Source organism: Sulfidibacter corallicola (assembly GCF_017498545.1).
Lineage (GTDB): Bacteria > Acidobacteriota > Holophagae > Acanthopleuribacterales > Acanthopleuribacteraceae > Sulfidibacter > Sulfidibacter corallicola.
The window spans coordinates 2205857-2220891 of sequence record NZ_CP071793.1 but is presented as its reverse complement, the minus strand read 5'-3'; the positions used below and the strand labels follow the sequence as shown (position 1 = coordinate 2220891).

Genomic DNA, 15035 nt, shown 5'->3' with positions numbered 1-15035 from the left:
GCCGCGCGTACCGGAGCGACTGGAACCCAGAAATCACGGATCACAGATACAGTGGAACATTTGGAGTGAACGACGATGACTACCGGAACTGCTCGAACCCTCGCGATTCTGTTTTTGACGGCCCTCGTCGGGCTGACCGTGCCGCTGACGGCGACCGAACTGGTGGTGTGGCACGCCTACCGCGGTAAGGAAAAGGCGGCCTTCGAAAAGGTCGTCCAACAGTTCAACCAAAGCAACGGGGACGGCGTGACCGTGAAGACGCTGGCCGTGCCCTACGACGCCTACGCCGACAAGATCACGGCCGCGGTGCCGCGTGGCAAGGGCCCCGACGTGTTCATCTTCGCCCAGGACCGCCTCGGTGGTTGGATCGAGGCCGGGAACACGGTCGAACCGATCGATTTCTACGTGGACGACGAGATTCGCGAGCGTTTCCTGGAGCGCACGCTCGAGGCCGTCACCTACCGCGACATCGTCTATGGCCTGCCGTTCAACTTCAAGTGCATCACCTTGATCTACAACAAGAAGATGATTACCAAGCCGCCCAAGACCACCGGTGAACTGGTGGCCCTCGCCAAGAAGCACACCAACGCCGAAATCGGCCAATACGGACTGGCCTACGCCTATTCCGATTACTTCTACCACGCCGCGTTGATGAACGGCTTCGGTGGTGGCGTTTTCGAACCCGGCCCCAAGGCGACCATCAACCGACCCGAAAACCTCAAGGCCATCGAGTTGATGCTCAAGTGGTACAAGGATGACAAGATCATGCCGGGCGAGCCTTCCACCGCCCTGATCACCTCGCTGTTCAACGAAGGCAAGGCGGCCATGATCTTCAACGGTCCCTGGTTTCTGGGCGAAATCGAGTCGGGCGTGGATTACGGGCTGGCGGTCCTGCCCACCATCGACGAGGCCGGCGGTGCACCGATGCGGCCCTGGATGACCATCGAGGGTCTCTACGTGGCGGCGCCTTCCAAGCACAAGGAAGAGGCCTTCGACTTCATCAACTACCTCACCGGGGTGGAGGCCGCGGCCGTGATGGCGGTCGAAGGACGTCAGTTGCCGGCCAACCGCAACGTCTACAAGAGCCCCAAGATTCTCCACGACCCGATCATGAAGGTCTTCCTGCTGCAGGGCAAACAAGCCGAACCGATGCCCAACCTGGCGGAAATGTCGATTTTCTGGTCGCCCGCCACCACGGCCATGAACACCATCGTCAAGGGCACGGCCAATCCCAAGGCCGCCATGGACAAGGCTCAGGTGCAGGTCGAAAAAGCGGTAGCAAAACTGCGCGGCCAATAACGGCGTTCGCATGTCGCGACGCGGGCCCGTGGGCCGGCCGTGACGATCGGGGAGAAGGAAGTCAAACATGTCCAAAAACGTCGTTCGGGTCACACTGGGACTTTTGGTCGGAGGGCTGGTGGCCGCGCTACTGGGGCATTGGTTCGCTCACGGCGCCCTGAAGGACAAAACCAAGCGCATCCTGGTGCGCCACGCCACGGTGCGCGCCAGTGCGCTGGCCGACTTGGTCGGTGCCCAGGAAACCATCGACAAGAAATCGAAAGAGGCCTATCTGCGGATCGCGGCACGCTGGGGCGAGGCCGCCGAAGAAGTGGAGGCCGTGCGGGTGCTGCGCCTCTCCGGTTCGCGTTTGCTGGCTTCCTCCTTCCCCGAGGATGCCGAACACGGCGCCGCGCCGCGTCGTCTCAAGCGCGCCGAAAAGGCGCTCTACGATCGCGGTCAGTTGCTGCGGGCCAATATCGACACCAACCGTCAGGAGCAACTGGCGCGCGAAGAAGAGGTCATGATCGAGTGGCGACCCGACGGCGCGGTACAGTTGGCCGTTCCGTTTTTCCCCAAATCGAAGCCCGATCGGGTGGCAGGATACGTGGAGGTCCTTTCGCGACCACGGCTCGAGCTGCAGCCCCTGCCCTGGTGGCCGACCCTGCTGCTGGCCTTCATTCCCGCGCTGCTGTACCTGATCGGCAACCTGGTGCTCGCCAAGTTCCGGGACGAGGACGACGCAAACGGGATGTGGGGGTTGATGGTCTCCGCCTGCCTGCTGTTGGCGACCGGCCTGGTGGCCTTCGGTAACTACCACCTGATCCAGTTGGGGCGTCAACACCTGACCTTCGAGCAGAACCTGGCGGCGCGCTACATGGAAACTCGCGGGGCGGTGGCCCAGGTCGGTACCCAGATGGAACTGGGCCTGGAACTGCCGTTTCGCAACACCTGGGACCTGGATCTCTATGGGCGACCGCATCCGTTCATCAGTTTCGACGGGGAATTGTACATCGGCGTCGACCGCGCCCAGGAGGCGGTCGCCAACCGCCTGGGGCTGGCCTTCTTCGGCAATGCCGGTCTCGCCTTCGCGCTGCTGTTCTTCTTCGGCTTCGGCGGGGCGGCGCTGCTCTGGCGCACCCTGGTCGACAACCGCGAAGCCTACGTGTACACCCTGCCCGCGCTGATCGGCATGCTGGTCCTGGTGTTTTTCCCCTTTTCCTACGGCATCGCCCTGTCGTTCACCGATCAAAACATCTACAACACCGACAAGACCCTCGTCGAAATTTGGATCGGGCTCAACAACTACATCGAAATCCTCGGTGATTTCAACCTGATCCAGACCAGCGAGACCGGCTGGAACTTCAACTACGAGAACTTCTACTGGACGCTGTTCATCACCGTGGCCTGGACCATCTGCAACGTGACCATCGGGGTTTCGGTCGGACTGACCCTGGCGCTTTTGTTGAACAACAAACGGCTGCGCTTCAAACCCCTGTACCGCGGGCTGCTGATCCTGCCGTGGGCGATTCCCAACTACGTGACCTCGCTGATCTGGAAGGGCATGTTCAACAAGGAATCGGGACCCATCAACCAGATCATCCAGATGTTCGGCGGTGAACCGCTGGCCTGGTTCGATTCGGTGTTCACCTCGTTCCTGACCGGGGTCATGACCAACGGCTGGTTGAGTTTCCCGTTCATGATGGTCACCTGCCTGGGCGGATTGCAGTCGATCAGTTCCGACATGTACGAGGCCGCCAGGCTGGACGGCGCCAGCAAATGGCAGCAGTTCCGCTACATCACGTTGCCTTCGCTGAAGCCGACCCTGACGCCCGCCGTCATTTTGTCCGTCGTCTGGACCTTCAACATGTTCAACGTGATCTACCTGGTCAGCGGGGGAGACCCGGGCGGATCCAACGAGATCCTGATCACCAAGGCCTACAAGCTGGCCTTCCAGAACTACCAGTACGGCTACTCGGCCGCCTACTCCACCGTGATTTTCGCGATCCTGCTGATCTACGGCATCTTCCAGAGCAAGGCCGGCAAGGCCGCGGAGGCCAACGCATGAGTCGCTCGATGAAGGACGAGAGTCCGCAAATCTTCCTGCACATCATTCTGATGGGGTTCACCCTGCTCACGATCTACCCGATCATGTGGGTCTGTACCATCGCCTTCTCGGGGCGGCAGTTGCTGGTGATTCGCCACGTGCCCAAGGATCCCACCTTCTTCGATCGGCTCAAGGCGGTCATCCCCTGGCCGGAGCAGGTGTCCCTCACCAATTTCGTCGAGGTCATCACCCAGAAAAACTTCCTGGTGTGGATGGGCAACAGCGCCATCGTGGCCGCCATGACCACCTTGCTGGGCGTGTTTCTGAGCTGTACCGCGGCCTACGCCTTTTCCCGTTTCCGCTTTCCGGGCCGGCGCACCGGGCTGATGTCCTTTCTCGTTTCCCAGATGTTCCCCGGGACGCTGATGATGGTGCCGCTCTACATCATCGTCGTGCAGTGGCTCGGCCTGGGCAACAACTACCTCGGCGTCGTGCTGGTGTACACGACGACCGCGATACCCTTTTGCGTCTGGATGCTCAAGGGTTACTTCGACACCATTCCCATAGAAATCGAGGAGTCGGCCATCATGGACGGCGCCTCTCGATCGATGATTTTTTTCCGCATCATTTTACCGCTGGCCAAGCCCGCCATCTCGGTGACCGCGTTGTTCTCGTTCATGACCGGCTGGAACGAGTTCATCATCGCCTCGCTCCTGATGGAGTCCGAGAAGATGTACACCGCACCGGTGGGCTTGAAATTTTTCGTTGGCGAGCATGCAACGCAGTGGGGCTATTTTGCCGCCGGTTCCATCATCGTCTCGATTCCCGTGGTGGTTCTGTTCATGTACACGCAGAAGTACCTGGTTTCGGGGCTGACTGCCGGAGGTGTCAAAGGCTAGGAACGCGAAGGGGAAGAGAGCGTTGCGATCGGGGGATTGGAGCGAGTCGCTTTGCCTTTCACACATACCAAGCAAATTCCTGAATGGAAGAGGAGAATGGTTGACATGAGCAAGACAATTTCGAGTTTCCTGGTGCTGTGCCTGATGGGCTTCGCCTGGGCCGGCCCCATTACCTTCAAAGATCCGACCGGGGACGACAACGGACCCGGAAACTACGTCTACCCCACCGATGCCGTGTACAAGGCCGGGTCCTTCGACCTGACCGAACTGGAAGTCAAACACAAGGGCAAGAACGTGGAGTTCAGCGTCTCCATGGCCGCCAAGTTGGACGACCCATGGGGGATGGGTGTCGGCTTCGCGGTGCAGATGGTGTTCATCTACATCGATACCGACGGCAAGGCCGGATCCGGCCATACCGACGGCCTGCCCGGCAACAATCTCAAGTTCAGCGAAGAGCACGCCTGGGACAAGGTCGTCATTCTTTCGCCGCAATCCAAATCGCGCGTCACCTCCGAAGCCAAGGAGAAGGCGGCCGACGTCTACGGCGACATCCTGGTGCCGGGGCGCACCAACGGCAAGGGCAAGACCATCAGCGGCAAGGTCAAACTGGCCGATCTGGGCGGCGGCGAACCCGAGTCGTGGCGTTATCAGGTCGTGGTCCAGTCCAACGAAGGCTTTCCCGCCAAGAGCGACCTGCTCACCCGCAAGGTCAACGAATACGAAGGGCAGCACCGTTTCGGCGGTGGCAACGACGGCGATTGCGATCCCCACGTCATGGACATCCTGGCCGGTTCCGGCAAGGGTGACGACAGCGAGAAGCAGGCTCAGTACGACATGCTGAAGCACACCTGCGACGAGGAAGGCAACGGCAAGCAGGCCGTGCTGACCATGATATCCGCCAAGTGACGGTCGAAGATTACAACCTAAAGTGTGCGATTCGGATGGATGTGATCGTGCAAGATGTTGGTGCGAAACGTGTTGGGGCGAGCGTGGTCCGGCATTCCGGAGGCGTACTCGGAAAGTACGTCGAGCATCGCCGCGATACGTTGCAGCCCAACAGATTGTGCGAGAGCGCCGCCAAGAATCGCTCGATTTAGGTACATAAGGAGACGATCCATGAATTATCGTGCATGTACGTTTTGGTTTACGGCCGTGCTTCTCATCGCCCCATTCGTTTCTGCCCAGGACAAGAAAGGCATCGAATTTTTCGGAAACATCTACACCAAATTCCTCGACGGCAACCGTCGAACCAACACCGCGCTCTACAACAACTCCGAATTCGGCAACGGCGACCAGGGCCAGGGCACCGAATTCGAATTGATGTTCCGCTCCAAGGTCTCGCGCCAAATCGAGATCGGCGGGCGCCTCAAGGCCCGCTTCGACCGGAACTTCTGGACCAACGGCGGCGGTTTCGCCGACGACGAGAACGAGCCCCGTTCCGCCCAGTACATGAAATTCCGTGGTGCCTACGTGCGCGTCACGCCGGGCTATCGCTGGATCGATTCGGCCGTGATCGGCTCCAACGACTGGGGTCAGTTCGATGCCTTCACCATCGGCAAGATCCGCTACATCGACCGCGACAACGTCAGCGGTATCCTGATTCAGGGCAGCGAGCCCGACCGCAAGCAGTTTCGCTGGGATTTCGCGCGGGTGAGCCTGCCCAAGTTGTGGGCCGGTCCCAGTTATTCGACGGGCGACCTGCACCAGATGGACGCGGCCTATGCGGTTCAGATGAAATACGATTCCGGCAAGGACTTCGACGTGACCGGGATCTTCGAGTACATCAACGACCAGGAGATCGACGCCACCGATCCCGACAACCGCGACGGGGTCGAGCTGACCCAGCGCTACCGCAACTCGATCGTCGGGTTCAAGTTCAACTGGTCGCCCAGCGACTACGTGGACCTGGCCGGGGCCTTCTACCGCTCCGAGTTCGCGACCACCTTCAACGGCGACGGCGATTTCGTGCGCTTCAACCCCACCCTGTTGGGTGACGACGAGGACACGGCGGTCAAGGTCAACCTCGATTTCAACGACCTGTTCGACGTGCTCACCATCAACGTCGAGTACTTCGACTTCGGCGCCTCCTACATGTCGGTGATGGCGGCCCGTCGCGAAAGCGACGTGTTGTTGACCGAGGGTCACGACGGCGCCTGGGGTTGGTCGCGCCCCGACTACAACATCGGTTCCAACGATCGCGGCAGTTCCCGCGCGGGCATCGGCTACGGTGGTTGGGACGGCAACGCCCACCAGGTCATCAGCCTCGCGGCGGACAACGATTTCACCGACTTCGACGAGTCGATGGCCGAATCGGTCGCCGGCTGGAAGGGCTTCACGATCGTGCCCAAATGGGCCATCGGCGACCTGGAGATGGAAGCCGAATTCACCTTCGTCGACTACAACAGCAACTGGCAGAACTGTGGCGGCACCCCGTGCCTGTACCCCACCGTGGACGGCGTTCACAGTTGGGGCGTGGGTGGCGACTGGCGGTCGCCCTTCGGGCCCTACCAGGAAAAGGAAACGACCATCATGTTGGTCAAGGGCTCCTACATCTTCGAAGTGGGTGATGGCCTGGAGTTCAAGTTCAAGTACAAGGTCATCGACGACGAGGACGAGCGCGTCACCGATCCCCAGTTCCTTGACGACGCCTATCGGCTGACCACGGTCGAGCACGTCAACTACGACGATCGCGAGGCCGACTACACGACCATCGCCGCCAGCCTGGGCAGCCAGGTGACCGAAGACATCTTCGTCGAAGTGTGGTTGGAGCACTACGAGGTGGACCTGTTCGACGGCACCGTCGAGGTCACCCCGGCCTGGATGGAGTCCTGGGAGCCGGAGTTCGGCTGGATCAACTACATGACCGGCGATCACGAGCGCGACAAGGTGGCGCTCATCATCAAGTACTTCCTGTCGGGCATGGAGTTCGGCCTGAACGCGCAGTGGATCGACGGCACCTACGATCCGCGGTTCTTCCGCGGCGAGAACGGCCAGGTGGTCGAATTCACGCCGGCCACGGCCCAGATCGACGTGCCGCACGTGCACGTTCCGATTTCCACCTCGGAGGCGGAATTCGATCACTACCGGCTGAAGGCCTTCATGAAGGTCCAGTTCTAAACCGAGGCGTCGTCTCGAAAAAACGAACGCCGCGTGGTTTCCCGAAAGGAGCCACCCGGCGTTTTTTTGTGGGCATCACGCGAGGGGGACCGATACCCCGCGCCGTCCCAACCCCAAACCTGGCGATGTTGAAACGCCCCCACTCACGGGGGATGCTTGGTTGGAGGTTGCCCGCGAGAAGCTTTTCCCGGCGCCGCTCGAACCTTCAGCGCGAGCCGGGGCGTGCCCATCCCTGCTTTGCGGTATGTTGGGGTGGGCATCATCGCGGTCAACCGAATGTTCAATGGTTCACCGTTCGCGGCCAATCCTGAAGGGATGGCCAACCGTATGCTTGGACCACCATACATAAAAACGTGGACCGGAGGTCCACCACCAGCGGGCGTCCTGAAGGGACGACACAATTCAGCGAAGGGTTAAGGAGCCGGAGGCGACGCAACCCTGGTTGTCGGGGGTTCCCGAGCACCAGCCCCAACGGGGCCTTCCCTCCCCCTCCTCTCGATACATCATCACTCATCCCGATTGCTCAAAACTTCACTATTTCCAAGATATTATGCTATGTAAAACAGCGCCGGATGCCCGGGTTTTGCTTTTCATTTCACGGGATATAGACTGGATTTGTCGGCGGGATGTCGGCTGAGAAAAGCGCTTTTCTCCTTCATCACTTTTGAAAAGAAGGAGAACATCATGGCTCAAAAGAAACGATTCAATAAAACTCTGCTCACAGGTTTGATTCAGGCGCAGCAGAAAGTGACCTTACACGATACGGAAGTCTCCGGACTCAAATTTACTGTGGGCCGTAAACGGTCTACGTTTCAGTTTGAGAAACGGATTTCCGGGCGCAAAGGATCGCCGATCACGATTACCATTGGGGCATTTCCGGCTATTTCTATTGACGAAGCCCGGCAGGAAGCGCGCAAACTGGCCAATCTCTGCGAAAAGGGTCTTGACCCTCGGCAGGTCAAACAGCAGCAAGTAGGAGATTGCCCAACGCAAAAAGTGTTGGTGGCGGAAGCTCTCGACAAATTTTTTGCGGTGAAGGCTGCTTTGAGTCCTCGCACCTTGGCCAAATACCGGGAAGAAGTCCGCAATCATTTTCCCACGGCCTGGAAGAAGCAGTGTCTCACGGCCATTACTCCGGAAATGCTGGTGGAGCAGTTTCACGAGATCAGGAAAACGGCGAGGGAACGCTGTTTTGAGTTTCTGAAGGTCTTCAATAATATCTGGACGACGTGTACGCCCTTGTTTCTCGATGGCCACCAACAGCGCATTTTGAAGGAAAATCCAGTGCCTCTGGCCCGGCAAATGCTGCAACATATCAAAAAAGATCAGCCACAACGAATTATTATTCCGGCTGCTCATCTTGGCAAATTTGTGGTGACCGTAGAGGTCTGGGCAGCAGAGGCGGAGAGAAACCCCACTGCGTCACCACTGATTGTCAGATTTTGTCATCTGGTGCTTTTGTGTCTGTTTACGGGAATGCGGGGTATTGAGGCCAAAAACTTGCGCTGGGAATATATCGACTTGGAACAGGAGGTGATTTCCTTGCCCGGACGAGTAGCAGATGAAAAATTCGGTTTTCAGGGAACGAAAAACAAACGGGATCATCTGATTCCGTTGTCGTCAGCAGCTTTGGAACTGTTTCAAAAACTCCAACACCAACGAAACACCGTGAGTCCCTTTGTCTTTCCGTCTGCTTCTTCTCTGCACAAACCCATGACGCAGTACGGAGCTTTGGCCAAACAGCTCAGTGAACGATTGCAAATGCCTTTTGCCGTCCATGCCTGCCGCCGTACCTTTGCCTCCATTGCCGATGAAGTGGGTTTGGATTTCCTCAAGGTGAAGCGTTCTCTCAATCATGCCTTTGAAGGTGGGGTCACTGGTGGCTACATTAATCCGGGCTTTAATCCGGCCAAACGCAGAGTGCATTTCCAAATGGTCTGTGACTACATCTGGCGCTGTAAAGCGGAGTATTTGGGGCAGCGAAAGCGAGCTGAAGAAGGGTTTGACCAACTCGAAGCATTGAAAAAAATAGAGCGGTATGCGCTGGAAGTGGGCCTCAGTTTGGAAGAGGCTCGGCAACTGCAACAAGAGCACAACGCCGCGAATGCCGCTTGATTCCTGCTGTTCTCAAAGGCCGGAACCCTACATGTTGCCCTACATGGTGAGGATGTAGGGCAAAGTAGTAGGGCAACCATGTACCCCTGATTTGTGATTCTGTCTGGTTTTAATGGGTTTGAAAAAAAATTGTCTTCGTCTGCAAGCGTATGTTTGAGGGCACAGGAAAAGGACTCCGGTGGTCTTTTCTGCTGGCGCACTCGCTGGTGGTTGGTGGGGGTGGGGGTGGTTTTTTTCCCAACTGCAGATTACGGCTACAAATGAGCCAATCCTTCCCCTGACGGGTTTCGGGGCAGGAGGAAGGCCAGGAACCGAAACTTTGCACAATGTCCTGGTTGTGCCGACGCGCAGCAAAGAGCACAACGCAGCATTGTGCAAAAGGAGGGGGAAGGATGGCGTTGTCCGGGGCAGTATAGTTTGCGATTACATCTTGCGTATCAAGGCTGAATTTTTAAGGCAAACAGGGCGCGAAGAGAAAACTGTAATCAACACAAGCCGAAAATTGGATCTGAGTGCGGAGGATTTACGAGGTTCGATCTCTGAAAGCAAAGTGGCGAAAGTGGCGCGAATAACCAGGTTAAAGCAGTTGCAGCGCGGGTATTTCTTTCACGTAGTATGTGGACTTTTATAATTCGCAGAAAATGTACCACCTCGGGAATTTAACTGCCGTACTTCTTAGTGAGAGAAAAGTGCTCTAATCAGTACAGGTGCGAAAATATAAATTCATAGGCTCCGAAGAGTCGATATTAATCTTGTATTCCATGTCATGGTGACCGGAAAACAACTCTACTCTTTGTGGGATTTTTGAGAGTCCGGCTGTGTGAAATTGATTCCAAATAGAATCTTTTTGTCGTTTTGAAAAGAAGGTTATTCGACCATCTCTTGTGGCGTTAGTGACATCGCTTACTCGAAAATGAAACTCATGATGTCCCATTCTATAGGGAAGAAACGGGATATTTTCAGAATCGGGGTGTTCAAACTGAAGAAGTGCCCAGTCATGACAACGGAGTCTTTCTCCGGTGGCCATGCTATGAACATCAGAAAGGTAATGAAAAGCAAAGAATCTTTGCCCAAAAAAAGCGAGCGTCCCAATAGTAATGGCAATAATGCTGAATAAAAGCAGTGTTTTCTTTGAGGTTTTCATACAATAAAAAAAGACCCTGCCAAGATATAGAGACAGGGCCTTTTTCGTCAAGATGATTTCACGAACAATCAGTCAGTGCATTTTCGGAAATGAAAAATGTTATCGTTGTACGCTTCAACTTCAATCCGAAATTCGATGTCGTTATGTCCTGCATACAAAATAATCTTTTTTGTGGAAGTAGAGAAGCCATCAGCATGGAAAACAATCCATCGGGAATCACTCCTGCGCTTCCAAGAAAAATACACTGTTCCAGTTGCAGGAGTTCTTTCAACCCGGTAGTGGAACTCATGATGTCCCATTCTATAGGGCAAGACTTTGTTGTTTACTTTTTTAAATGTGTGATTTGATGTAGTTGTATACCCTCCCGAAGACAATGACGATTCCCAGCAGGAATCAATCCCCGCCGAATTAGCAACTGTTTGATGTGACTCGGCACACACAACTTCGTCAACACCTCATCCGCGCCTGCGTCCTTGAGGTGTTGCAAAAGTTTCCCATGCCCTGCCGTCATCGCCACAATTGGCATTCTCGGTCTGGCATGTGTGCGTTCATATGCGCGAATATTTTGAATCAACTCTAAGCCACTCATCTCGGGCATGTGGTGATCGGTCACCAGCAGATCAAAGCGGGACTGTTGAAACTGTTGCCAGGCTGCGGCTCCGTGTGCTGCTTGGGTACATCGGAAGCCCAAGGCTTCCAGACATGCTTTGTAGAGATCTCGCAAAATCGGATGATCTTCCGCCAGCAAAGCGCGTGGTTTTTGGGAAGACATAAAAAAACAAGAAAAAATCTATTGTGATATTATTCGATATCACCAATAAATGCAACTCGAATTCGTGAATACAAAGTAGCACAGATGAAGCCAGATTAGAACTCACCATCACACAAATATATTGGCCATATGATGTACAGCGTTGATTTCGAGGTGTGAGCGAATATCGTAATAATCCAGGGTTTGGACGTTCTTTTGTCCGGTTGTATTCATGATCGTCTTGCTGGGAATTCCGGCATCACGAGCCAGACAAATAAAGGTAGCGCGAAAGCTATGGGGATGCACATGTTTTCCGTTGAGGTAAGACATTGCTACCTTTTGAACAATGAGCAGTACCGCATTCGTCGAAAGCGGTTTTTCCAAATCCTTGGTTCGATTGTTTTTCAGTGGTGTGAAGATGTAGTCGCTGGGCTTACCGTGCAATGTCACAAACTCATCCAAACGATTTTGGAATTTGGAGAACAACGGTAAATATTTGATGCGATTGCGCTTTTGTCGTACCTGCCAATGCGGAATAGGATGTTCAAGGACTTGTGACCACTTCAAGTTGACCAATTCATGCCTTCTCAAGGCAAAGTGAAACAAGGTACTTATCAGCAAATAGTTCCGAAAATGCGCTTTGCTTTTGGTTCGATCTGCACTCATTTGGGCAATCAGCTTGGTGATTTGTTCTTTGCTGAGTGTCGGCGTATTGCTGAATTCTCGTGCCGGATATACGGGCAATTTGCGGGCTGGATTAAAGGGAAAATCTTTAATATCAATGAGGTAGTCAAAGAATTTGACCAGGGTGAAGCGTTTGCGGTTAAGCGTGGTTCCATTGGTGAGGTGCTGAGAGTGGATGTCGTATTTGCCAAAGGATTCCACAAATTCTGACAGGTCAGCTACCAAGTCTGACCGTTTGCGCCTCGTGACCGAACGATATCCCTTCTTGGTGAGTTGAAGATGTTCGAGGAATTGCCGCAGATCGCAACGGTAAGCGCGCTTGGTGCGCTCTGACTTCTGCAACTGGACAAACTTGTCGCAGAGAGATTGAAGCGATTCTCCGTCAACCATTGCTACAAGCTTCCTCCACCACTTTTTTAAGAATTTCCATAAGGCCGATGTTCTGTTGTGATATCGAATAATATCGCCAATTAAATTCGTAACTCGTTGACATGACACAGCCTAGCGAGAATCGAAGCTTTGATCAAAGTCAAAGTTTCTCTCGTCACGAGGAACGAACATGGGAATCAGTGGAAGACCGATGAAATACGGGCGCATCCTGCATTCATTAAATGAGGACGAACTCTACACTCCGGCTACCATTGCCATGATTGCTCTCAAAATCGACCCTTGCCAAACGGCCAATACAAAAGAAGCCAAACGCACCTATCAACGCATTCGCATAGCTCTGGGAAGGTTTTCCAACAATCACCATTTCCCCGATGAAGGGGACGGTATCGTCACTCTCAAGGGGCAAGCTCCCACGCCGGGTTGGTTTGGTTGGAGGTGGAAAGCGGCGTTGCATGAGTAAATCGAATTGAAGCGTCAAACATGTCTACCAGAACATCACTATGAGTATACATGGGTCCCATTGAAGTTCATGGGATGTTTGACAATCTCCTTTTGTAAATAATCCGCAGAAGCCGAAAGATAAATAGTTGTGGTTCTGATATCCGAATGCCCTAAAAATTTTGATAAGGCATAGATGTTACAGCCTCCTCGGAGCATTTGCGTAGCGAAAGTGTGGCGCAATCCATGACAAGTAAAATAGATTTTCGATTTATGACGAAGCCACTCTACCACCTTCTTTACCCCATTCGCAGTAAACGGGCGATCTCCATTCACAGAAGTAATAAAAAACGGCGTTGTTCGTTGGATACGTTCCCGCTCCTTCATATATTCATGGAGATATACCTTTAATCGACTCAGCAATGGTACGGTTCGGTCTTTTAAGCCTTTTCCCAAGCGAACGAAAATAGAATTTTCCTGAAAATCCACATCATGTATTTTCAAGGCCAAAACCTCCGCAACACGCAATCCTGCAAAGATCATAAGTCCAAACAACGCCCGGTTTCGATACCTTTCAAACCGATATATGGTTTTCTTGTGAAAGACATGATCAAGCAACGCCTCTGCTTGATCTTTTTTGAGCGACTTTGGTATCGTCTTCTCCATTTTTGGCCTTTCGATATCCAGTAGCGGATTCTCCGGCAACAGCTTTCGCTTTACACACCACGAAGCAAAGCCTCGCAGTGCCCCAAAATAGCTTTTAAATGTTACCGTCTTCCACTTGTACTTGATACGGCCTTCATACAAAAACGCTCGAATATTGTCGCTGTTGTAATCACTGAGCGTAGTTACATGAGGCATTCTCTTAAAAAACATACCTACCGACCTTTTATACCAATCAATAGTAGCCGGAGTGCAATTTCTGATCACCAGTTTTTCGGAACAAAATTGTTCAAATAATGTATTCAGTCTCGTATCCATAGGGAAAATACAAAAGAGCAAACGACCAATCGGCGTTGCCGAATGGTCGCTGGCCCTCTCTCAGATTTCAATTTATTGGCTTCACGAAGCAGTTTTGGCTCCCCGGACTGGATTCGAACCAGTGACCTGTCGGTTAACAGACGGCCCTAGTACGAAAACATTCTCCTACATCGCTTTGTGAAGCCAAGTTCTCGGAACACTTTTGAAAAACCAAGAAGACTTGAGCGACCATTCGGCTCAACAGAACGGTACAAGAAATTCGCAAAAAAATCAAATCAAAATGACGGCATTTTTAGGAAGTTTTCTTTTGCTTTTTCCGGTGTGAGGCTGAGGTACCTTTCCGTTGTTTGAAATGATTCATGCCCCATTATAAGCTGAAGTTCATAAGGATTATATCCGTTTTCAATACACATGCTCGCAAAGGTATGTCGGAATTGGTGGCACGTAGCCGGAGCTTTTGCCGCTTTGCCGATTGATCGAATCACCAACCAGAGGTTTTTATAGGTCAGACGGTTTCCACGAAGGGAGCTGAAAAAATAGAGAGAAGCAATACCTTGCCGGTGTACTTCTTCCAGGTATGGCTTCAGAGCAATCTTTAATTTTTCGCCAATAAATACGATACGATCTTTATCTCCCTTTCCTTTTTCCACAAATATCTCTCGTTCGGCCAGACTGACATGAGCACATTTCAAATTCAGCAGTTCACTTGCGCGTAATCCGCTGTACAGAAAAGTGGCGATAATGGCATGATTCCGAAGACGGTAAAAATGAGCACTCCACGGCATGGAATACGAAGTGTATAAGAGCTTTTCAGCTTGGCCGCTGGTGATTCTCCGGGGCAGCGATTTTGCTCTTTTCGGTTTGGAAATAGCGAGTACGGGATTTTCATTGCAAAATCCACGATCAAGGCACCAATCAAAGAATTGTTTGAAATACAGCCAATAATTCCCGTAATTGCTGGCACTCCATTGGTATCGTTCTCGTCCTTCATAAAACCAATTGCGAAGAGTATCCTCTTTGAGTTCGTGCAGTTGGGTAATGTTTGTCCGGTGAATAAAACAGCTCAGAGCGGCCTTTTGCCCTTTGAGGGTGGCTCCGCTCCAGCCCTTTTCAATGGCTCCGAATTGCCGAAAGCGTCGATGAAGTTCCCACAGGTTCATACCAACACAAGAAATTTCCAAAAATGAGTAT

At 53.4% G+C, this 15035-nt stretch carries 12 protein-coding genes; 7 read left to right on the top strand and 5 right to left on the bottom strand.

The features are described from left to right. Nucleotides 1–75 precede the first annotated feature (75 nt). From J3U87_RS06540 to J3U87_RS06515, 6 genes are all read left to right on the top strand, one after another. On the top strand, nucleotides 76–1299 hold the full coding sequence (locus J3U87_RS06540; RefSeq protein WP_237382230.1) for an extracellular solute-binding protein: 1224 nt from the start codon (nucleotides 76–78) through the stop codon (nucleotides 1297–1299). A gap of 67 nt (nucleotides 1300–1366) precedes the next feature. After that, nucleotides 1367–3346: a carbohydrate ABC transporter permease gene (locus tag J3U87_RS06535; RefSeq protein WP_237382229.1), complete on the top strand. Its 1980-nt coding sequence runs from the start codon at nucleotides 1367–1369 to the stop codon at nucleotides 3344–3346. Further along, entirely contained in the window at nucleotides 3343–4224 is an 882-nt protein-coding gene (locus J3U87_RS06530) for a sugar ABC transporter permease (RefSeq protein WP_237382228.1), read from the top strand. The genes J3U87_RS06535 and J3U87_RS06530 overlap by 4 nt, the downstream gene beginning before the upstream one ends. A 105-nt stretch (nucleotides 4225–4329) precedes the next feature. Beyond that, nucleotides 4330–5130, top strand: coding sequence for a glucodextranase DOMON-like domain-containing protein (locus J3U87_RS06525; RefSeq protein WP_237382227.1), 801 nt, complete (start codon nucleotides 4330–4332; stop codon nucleotides 5128–5130). Nucleotides 5131–5340: 210 nt separating this feature from the next. After that, nucleotides 5341–7341, top strand: coding sequence for a hypothetical protein (locus J3U87_RS06520; RefSeq protein WP_237382226.1), 2001 nt, complete (start codon nucleotides 5341–5343; stop codon nucleotides 7339–7341). Nucleotides 7342–8025: 684 nt separating this feature from the next. Continuing rightward, entirely contained in the window at nucleotides 8026–9456 is a 1431-nt protein-coding gene (locus tag J3U87_RS06515; RefSeq protein ID WP_237382225.1) for a tyrosine-type recombinase/integrase, read from the top strand. 694 nt (nucleotides 9457–10150) lie between these two features. On the opposite strand, the gene J3U87_RS06510 is transcribed toward J3U87_RS06515, so the two are convergent. The 3 genes from J3U87_RS06510 to J3U87_RS06500 all read right to left on the bottom strand — a co-directional run bounded on the left by J3U87_RS06510 (nucleotide 10151) and on the right by J3U87_RS06500 (nucleotide 12425). Next, nucleotides 10151–10651 carry a hypothetical protein gene (locus J3U87_RS06510; protein ID WP_237382224.1) on the bottom strand — a complete coding sequence of 167 codons (501 nt, stop codon included), beginning with the start codon at nucleotides 10649–10651 and terminating at the stop codon, nucleotides 10151–10153. A gap of 271 nt (nucleotides 10652–10922) precedes the next feature. Next, on the bottom strand, nucleotides 10923–11372 hold the full coding sequence (locus J3U87_RS06505; RefSeq protein WP_237382223.1) for a response regulator: 450 nt from the start codon (nucleotides 11370–11372) through the stop codon (nucleotides 10923–10925). A gap of 108 nt (nucleotides 11373–11480) precedes the next feature. Further along, nucleotides 11481–12425 (bottom strand): tyrosine-type recombinase/integrase, encoded by a 945-nt coding sequence (locus J3U87_RS06500; protein WP_237382222.1) that lies wholly within the window; start codon nucleotides 12423–12425, stop codon nucleotides 11481–11483. A gap of 169 nt (nucleotides 12426–12594) precedes the next feature. On the opposite strand from J3U87_RS06500, the gene J3U87_RS06495 reads away from it, so the two are divergent. Beyond that, nucleotides 12595–12885 (top strand): hypothetical protein, encoded by a 291-nt coding sequence (locus tag J3U87_RS06495; protein WP_237382221.1) that lies wholly within the window; start codon nucleotides 12595–12597, stop codon nucleotides 12883–12885. 38 nt (nucleotides 12886–12923) lie between these two features. Here J3U87_RS06495 and J3U87_RS06490 read toward each other — a convergent pair whose 3' ends face one another. Together J3U87_RS06490 and J3U87_RS06485 are read right to left on the bottom strand one after the other, a co-directional pair. Further along, on the bottom strand, nucleotides 12924–13739 hold the full coding sequence (locus tag J3U87_RS06490) for a tyrosine-type recombinase/integrase (protein ID WP_237382220.1): 816 nt from the start codon (nucleotides 13737–13739) through the stop codon (nucleotides 12924–12926). A 380-nt stretch (nucleotides 13740–14119) separates the two neighbouring features. Beyond that, the gene (locus J3U87_RS06485) at nucleotides 14120–15004 is read right to left on the bottom strand and encodes a tyrosine-type recombinase/integrase (RefSeq protein WP_237382219.1); all 885 of its coding nucleotides are present in this window, start codon (nucleotides 15002–15004) and stop codon (nucleotides 14120–14122) included. Nucleotides 15005–15035 lie beyond the last annotated feature (31 nt).

What these genes read in the sequence shown, in the direction of transcription:
- J3U87_RS06540 (WP_237382230.1), top strand. Translation starts at nt 76, where the DNA reads ATGACTACCGGAACTGCTCGAACCCTCGCGATTCTGTTTTTGACGGCC.
- J3U87_RS06535 (WP_237382229.1), top strand. Translation starts at nt 1,367, where the DNA reads ATGTCCAAAAACGTCGTTCGGGTCACACTGGGACTTTTGGTCGGAGGG.
- J3U87_RS06530 (WP_237382228.1), top strand. Translation starts at nt 3,343, where the DNA reads ATGAGTCGCTCGATGAAGGACGAGAGTCCGCAAATCTTCCTGCACATC.
- J3U87_RS06525 (WP_237382227.1), top strand. Translation starts at nt 4,330, where the DNA reads ATGAGCAAGACAATTTCGAGTTTCCTGGTGCTGTGCCTGATGGGCTTC.
- J3U87_RS06520 (WP_237382226.1), top strand. Translation starts at nt 5,341, where the DNA reads ATGAATTATCGTGCATGTACGTTTTGGTTTACGGCCGTGCTTCTCATC.
- J3U87_RS06515 (WP_237382225.1), top strand. Translation starts at nt 8,026, where the DNA reads ATGGCTCAAAAGAAACGATTCAATAAAACTCTGCTCACAGGTTTGATT.
- J3U87_RS06505 (WP_237382223.1), bottom strand. Translation starts at nt 11,372, where the DNA reads ATGTCTTCCCAAAAACCACGCGCTTTGCTGGCGGAAGATCATCCGATT.
- J3U87_RS06500 (WP_237382222.1), bottom strand. Translation starts at nt 12,425, where the DNA reads ATGGTTGACGGAGAATCGCTTCAATCTCTCTGCGACAAGTTTGTCCAG.
- J3U87_RS06495 (WP_237382221.1), top strand. Translation starts at nt 12,595, where the DNA reads ATGGGAATCAGTGGAAGACCGATGAAATACGGGCGCATCCTGCATTCA.
- J3U87_RS06490 (WP_237382220.1), bottom strand. Translation starts at nt 13,739, where the DNA reads ATGTTTTTTAAGAGAATGCCTCATGTAACTACGCTCAGTGATTACAAC.
- J3U87_RS06485 (WP_237382219.1), bottom strand. Translation starts at nt 15,004, where the DNA reads ATGAACCTGTGGGAACTTCATCGACGCTTTCGGCAATTCGGAGCCATT.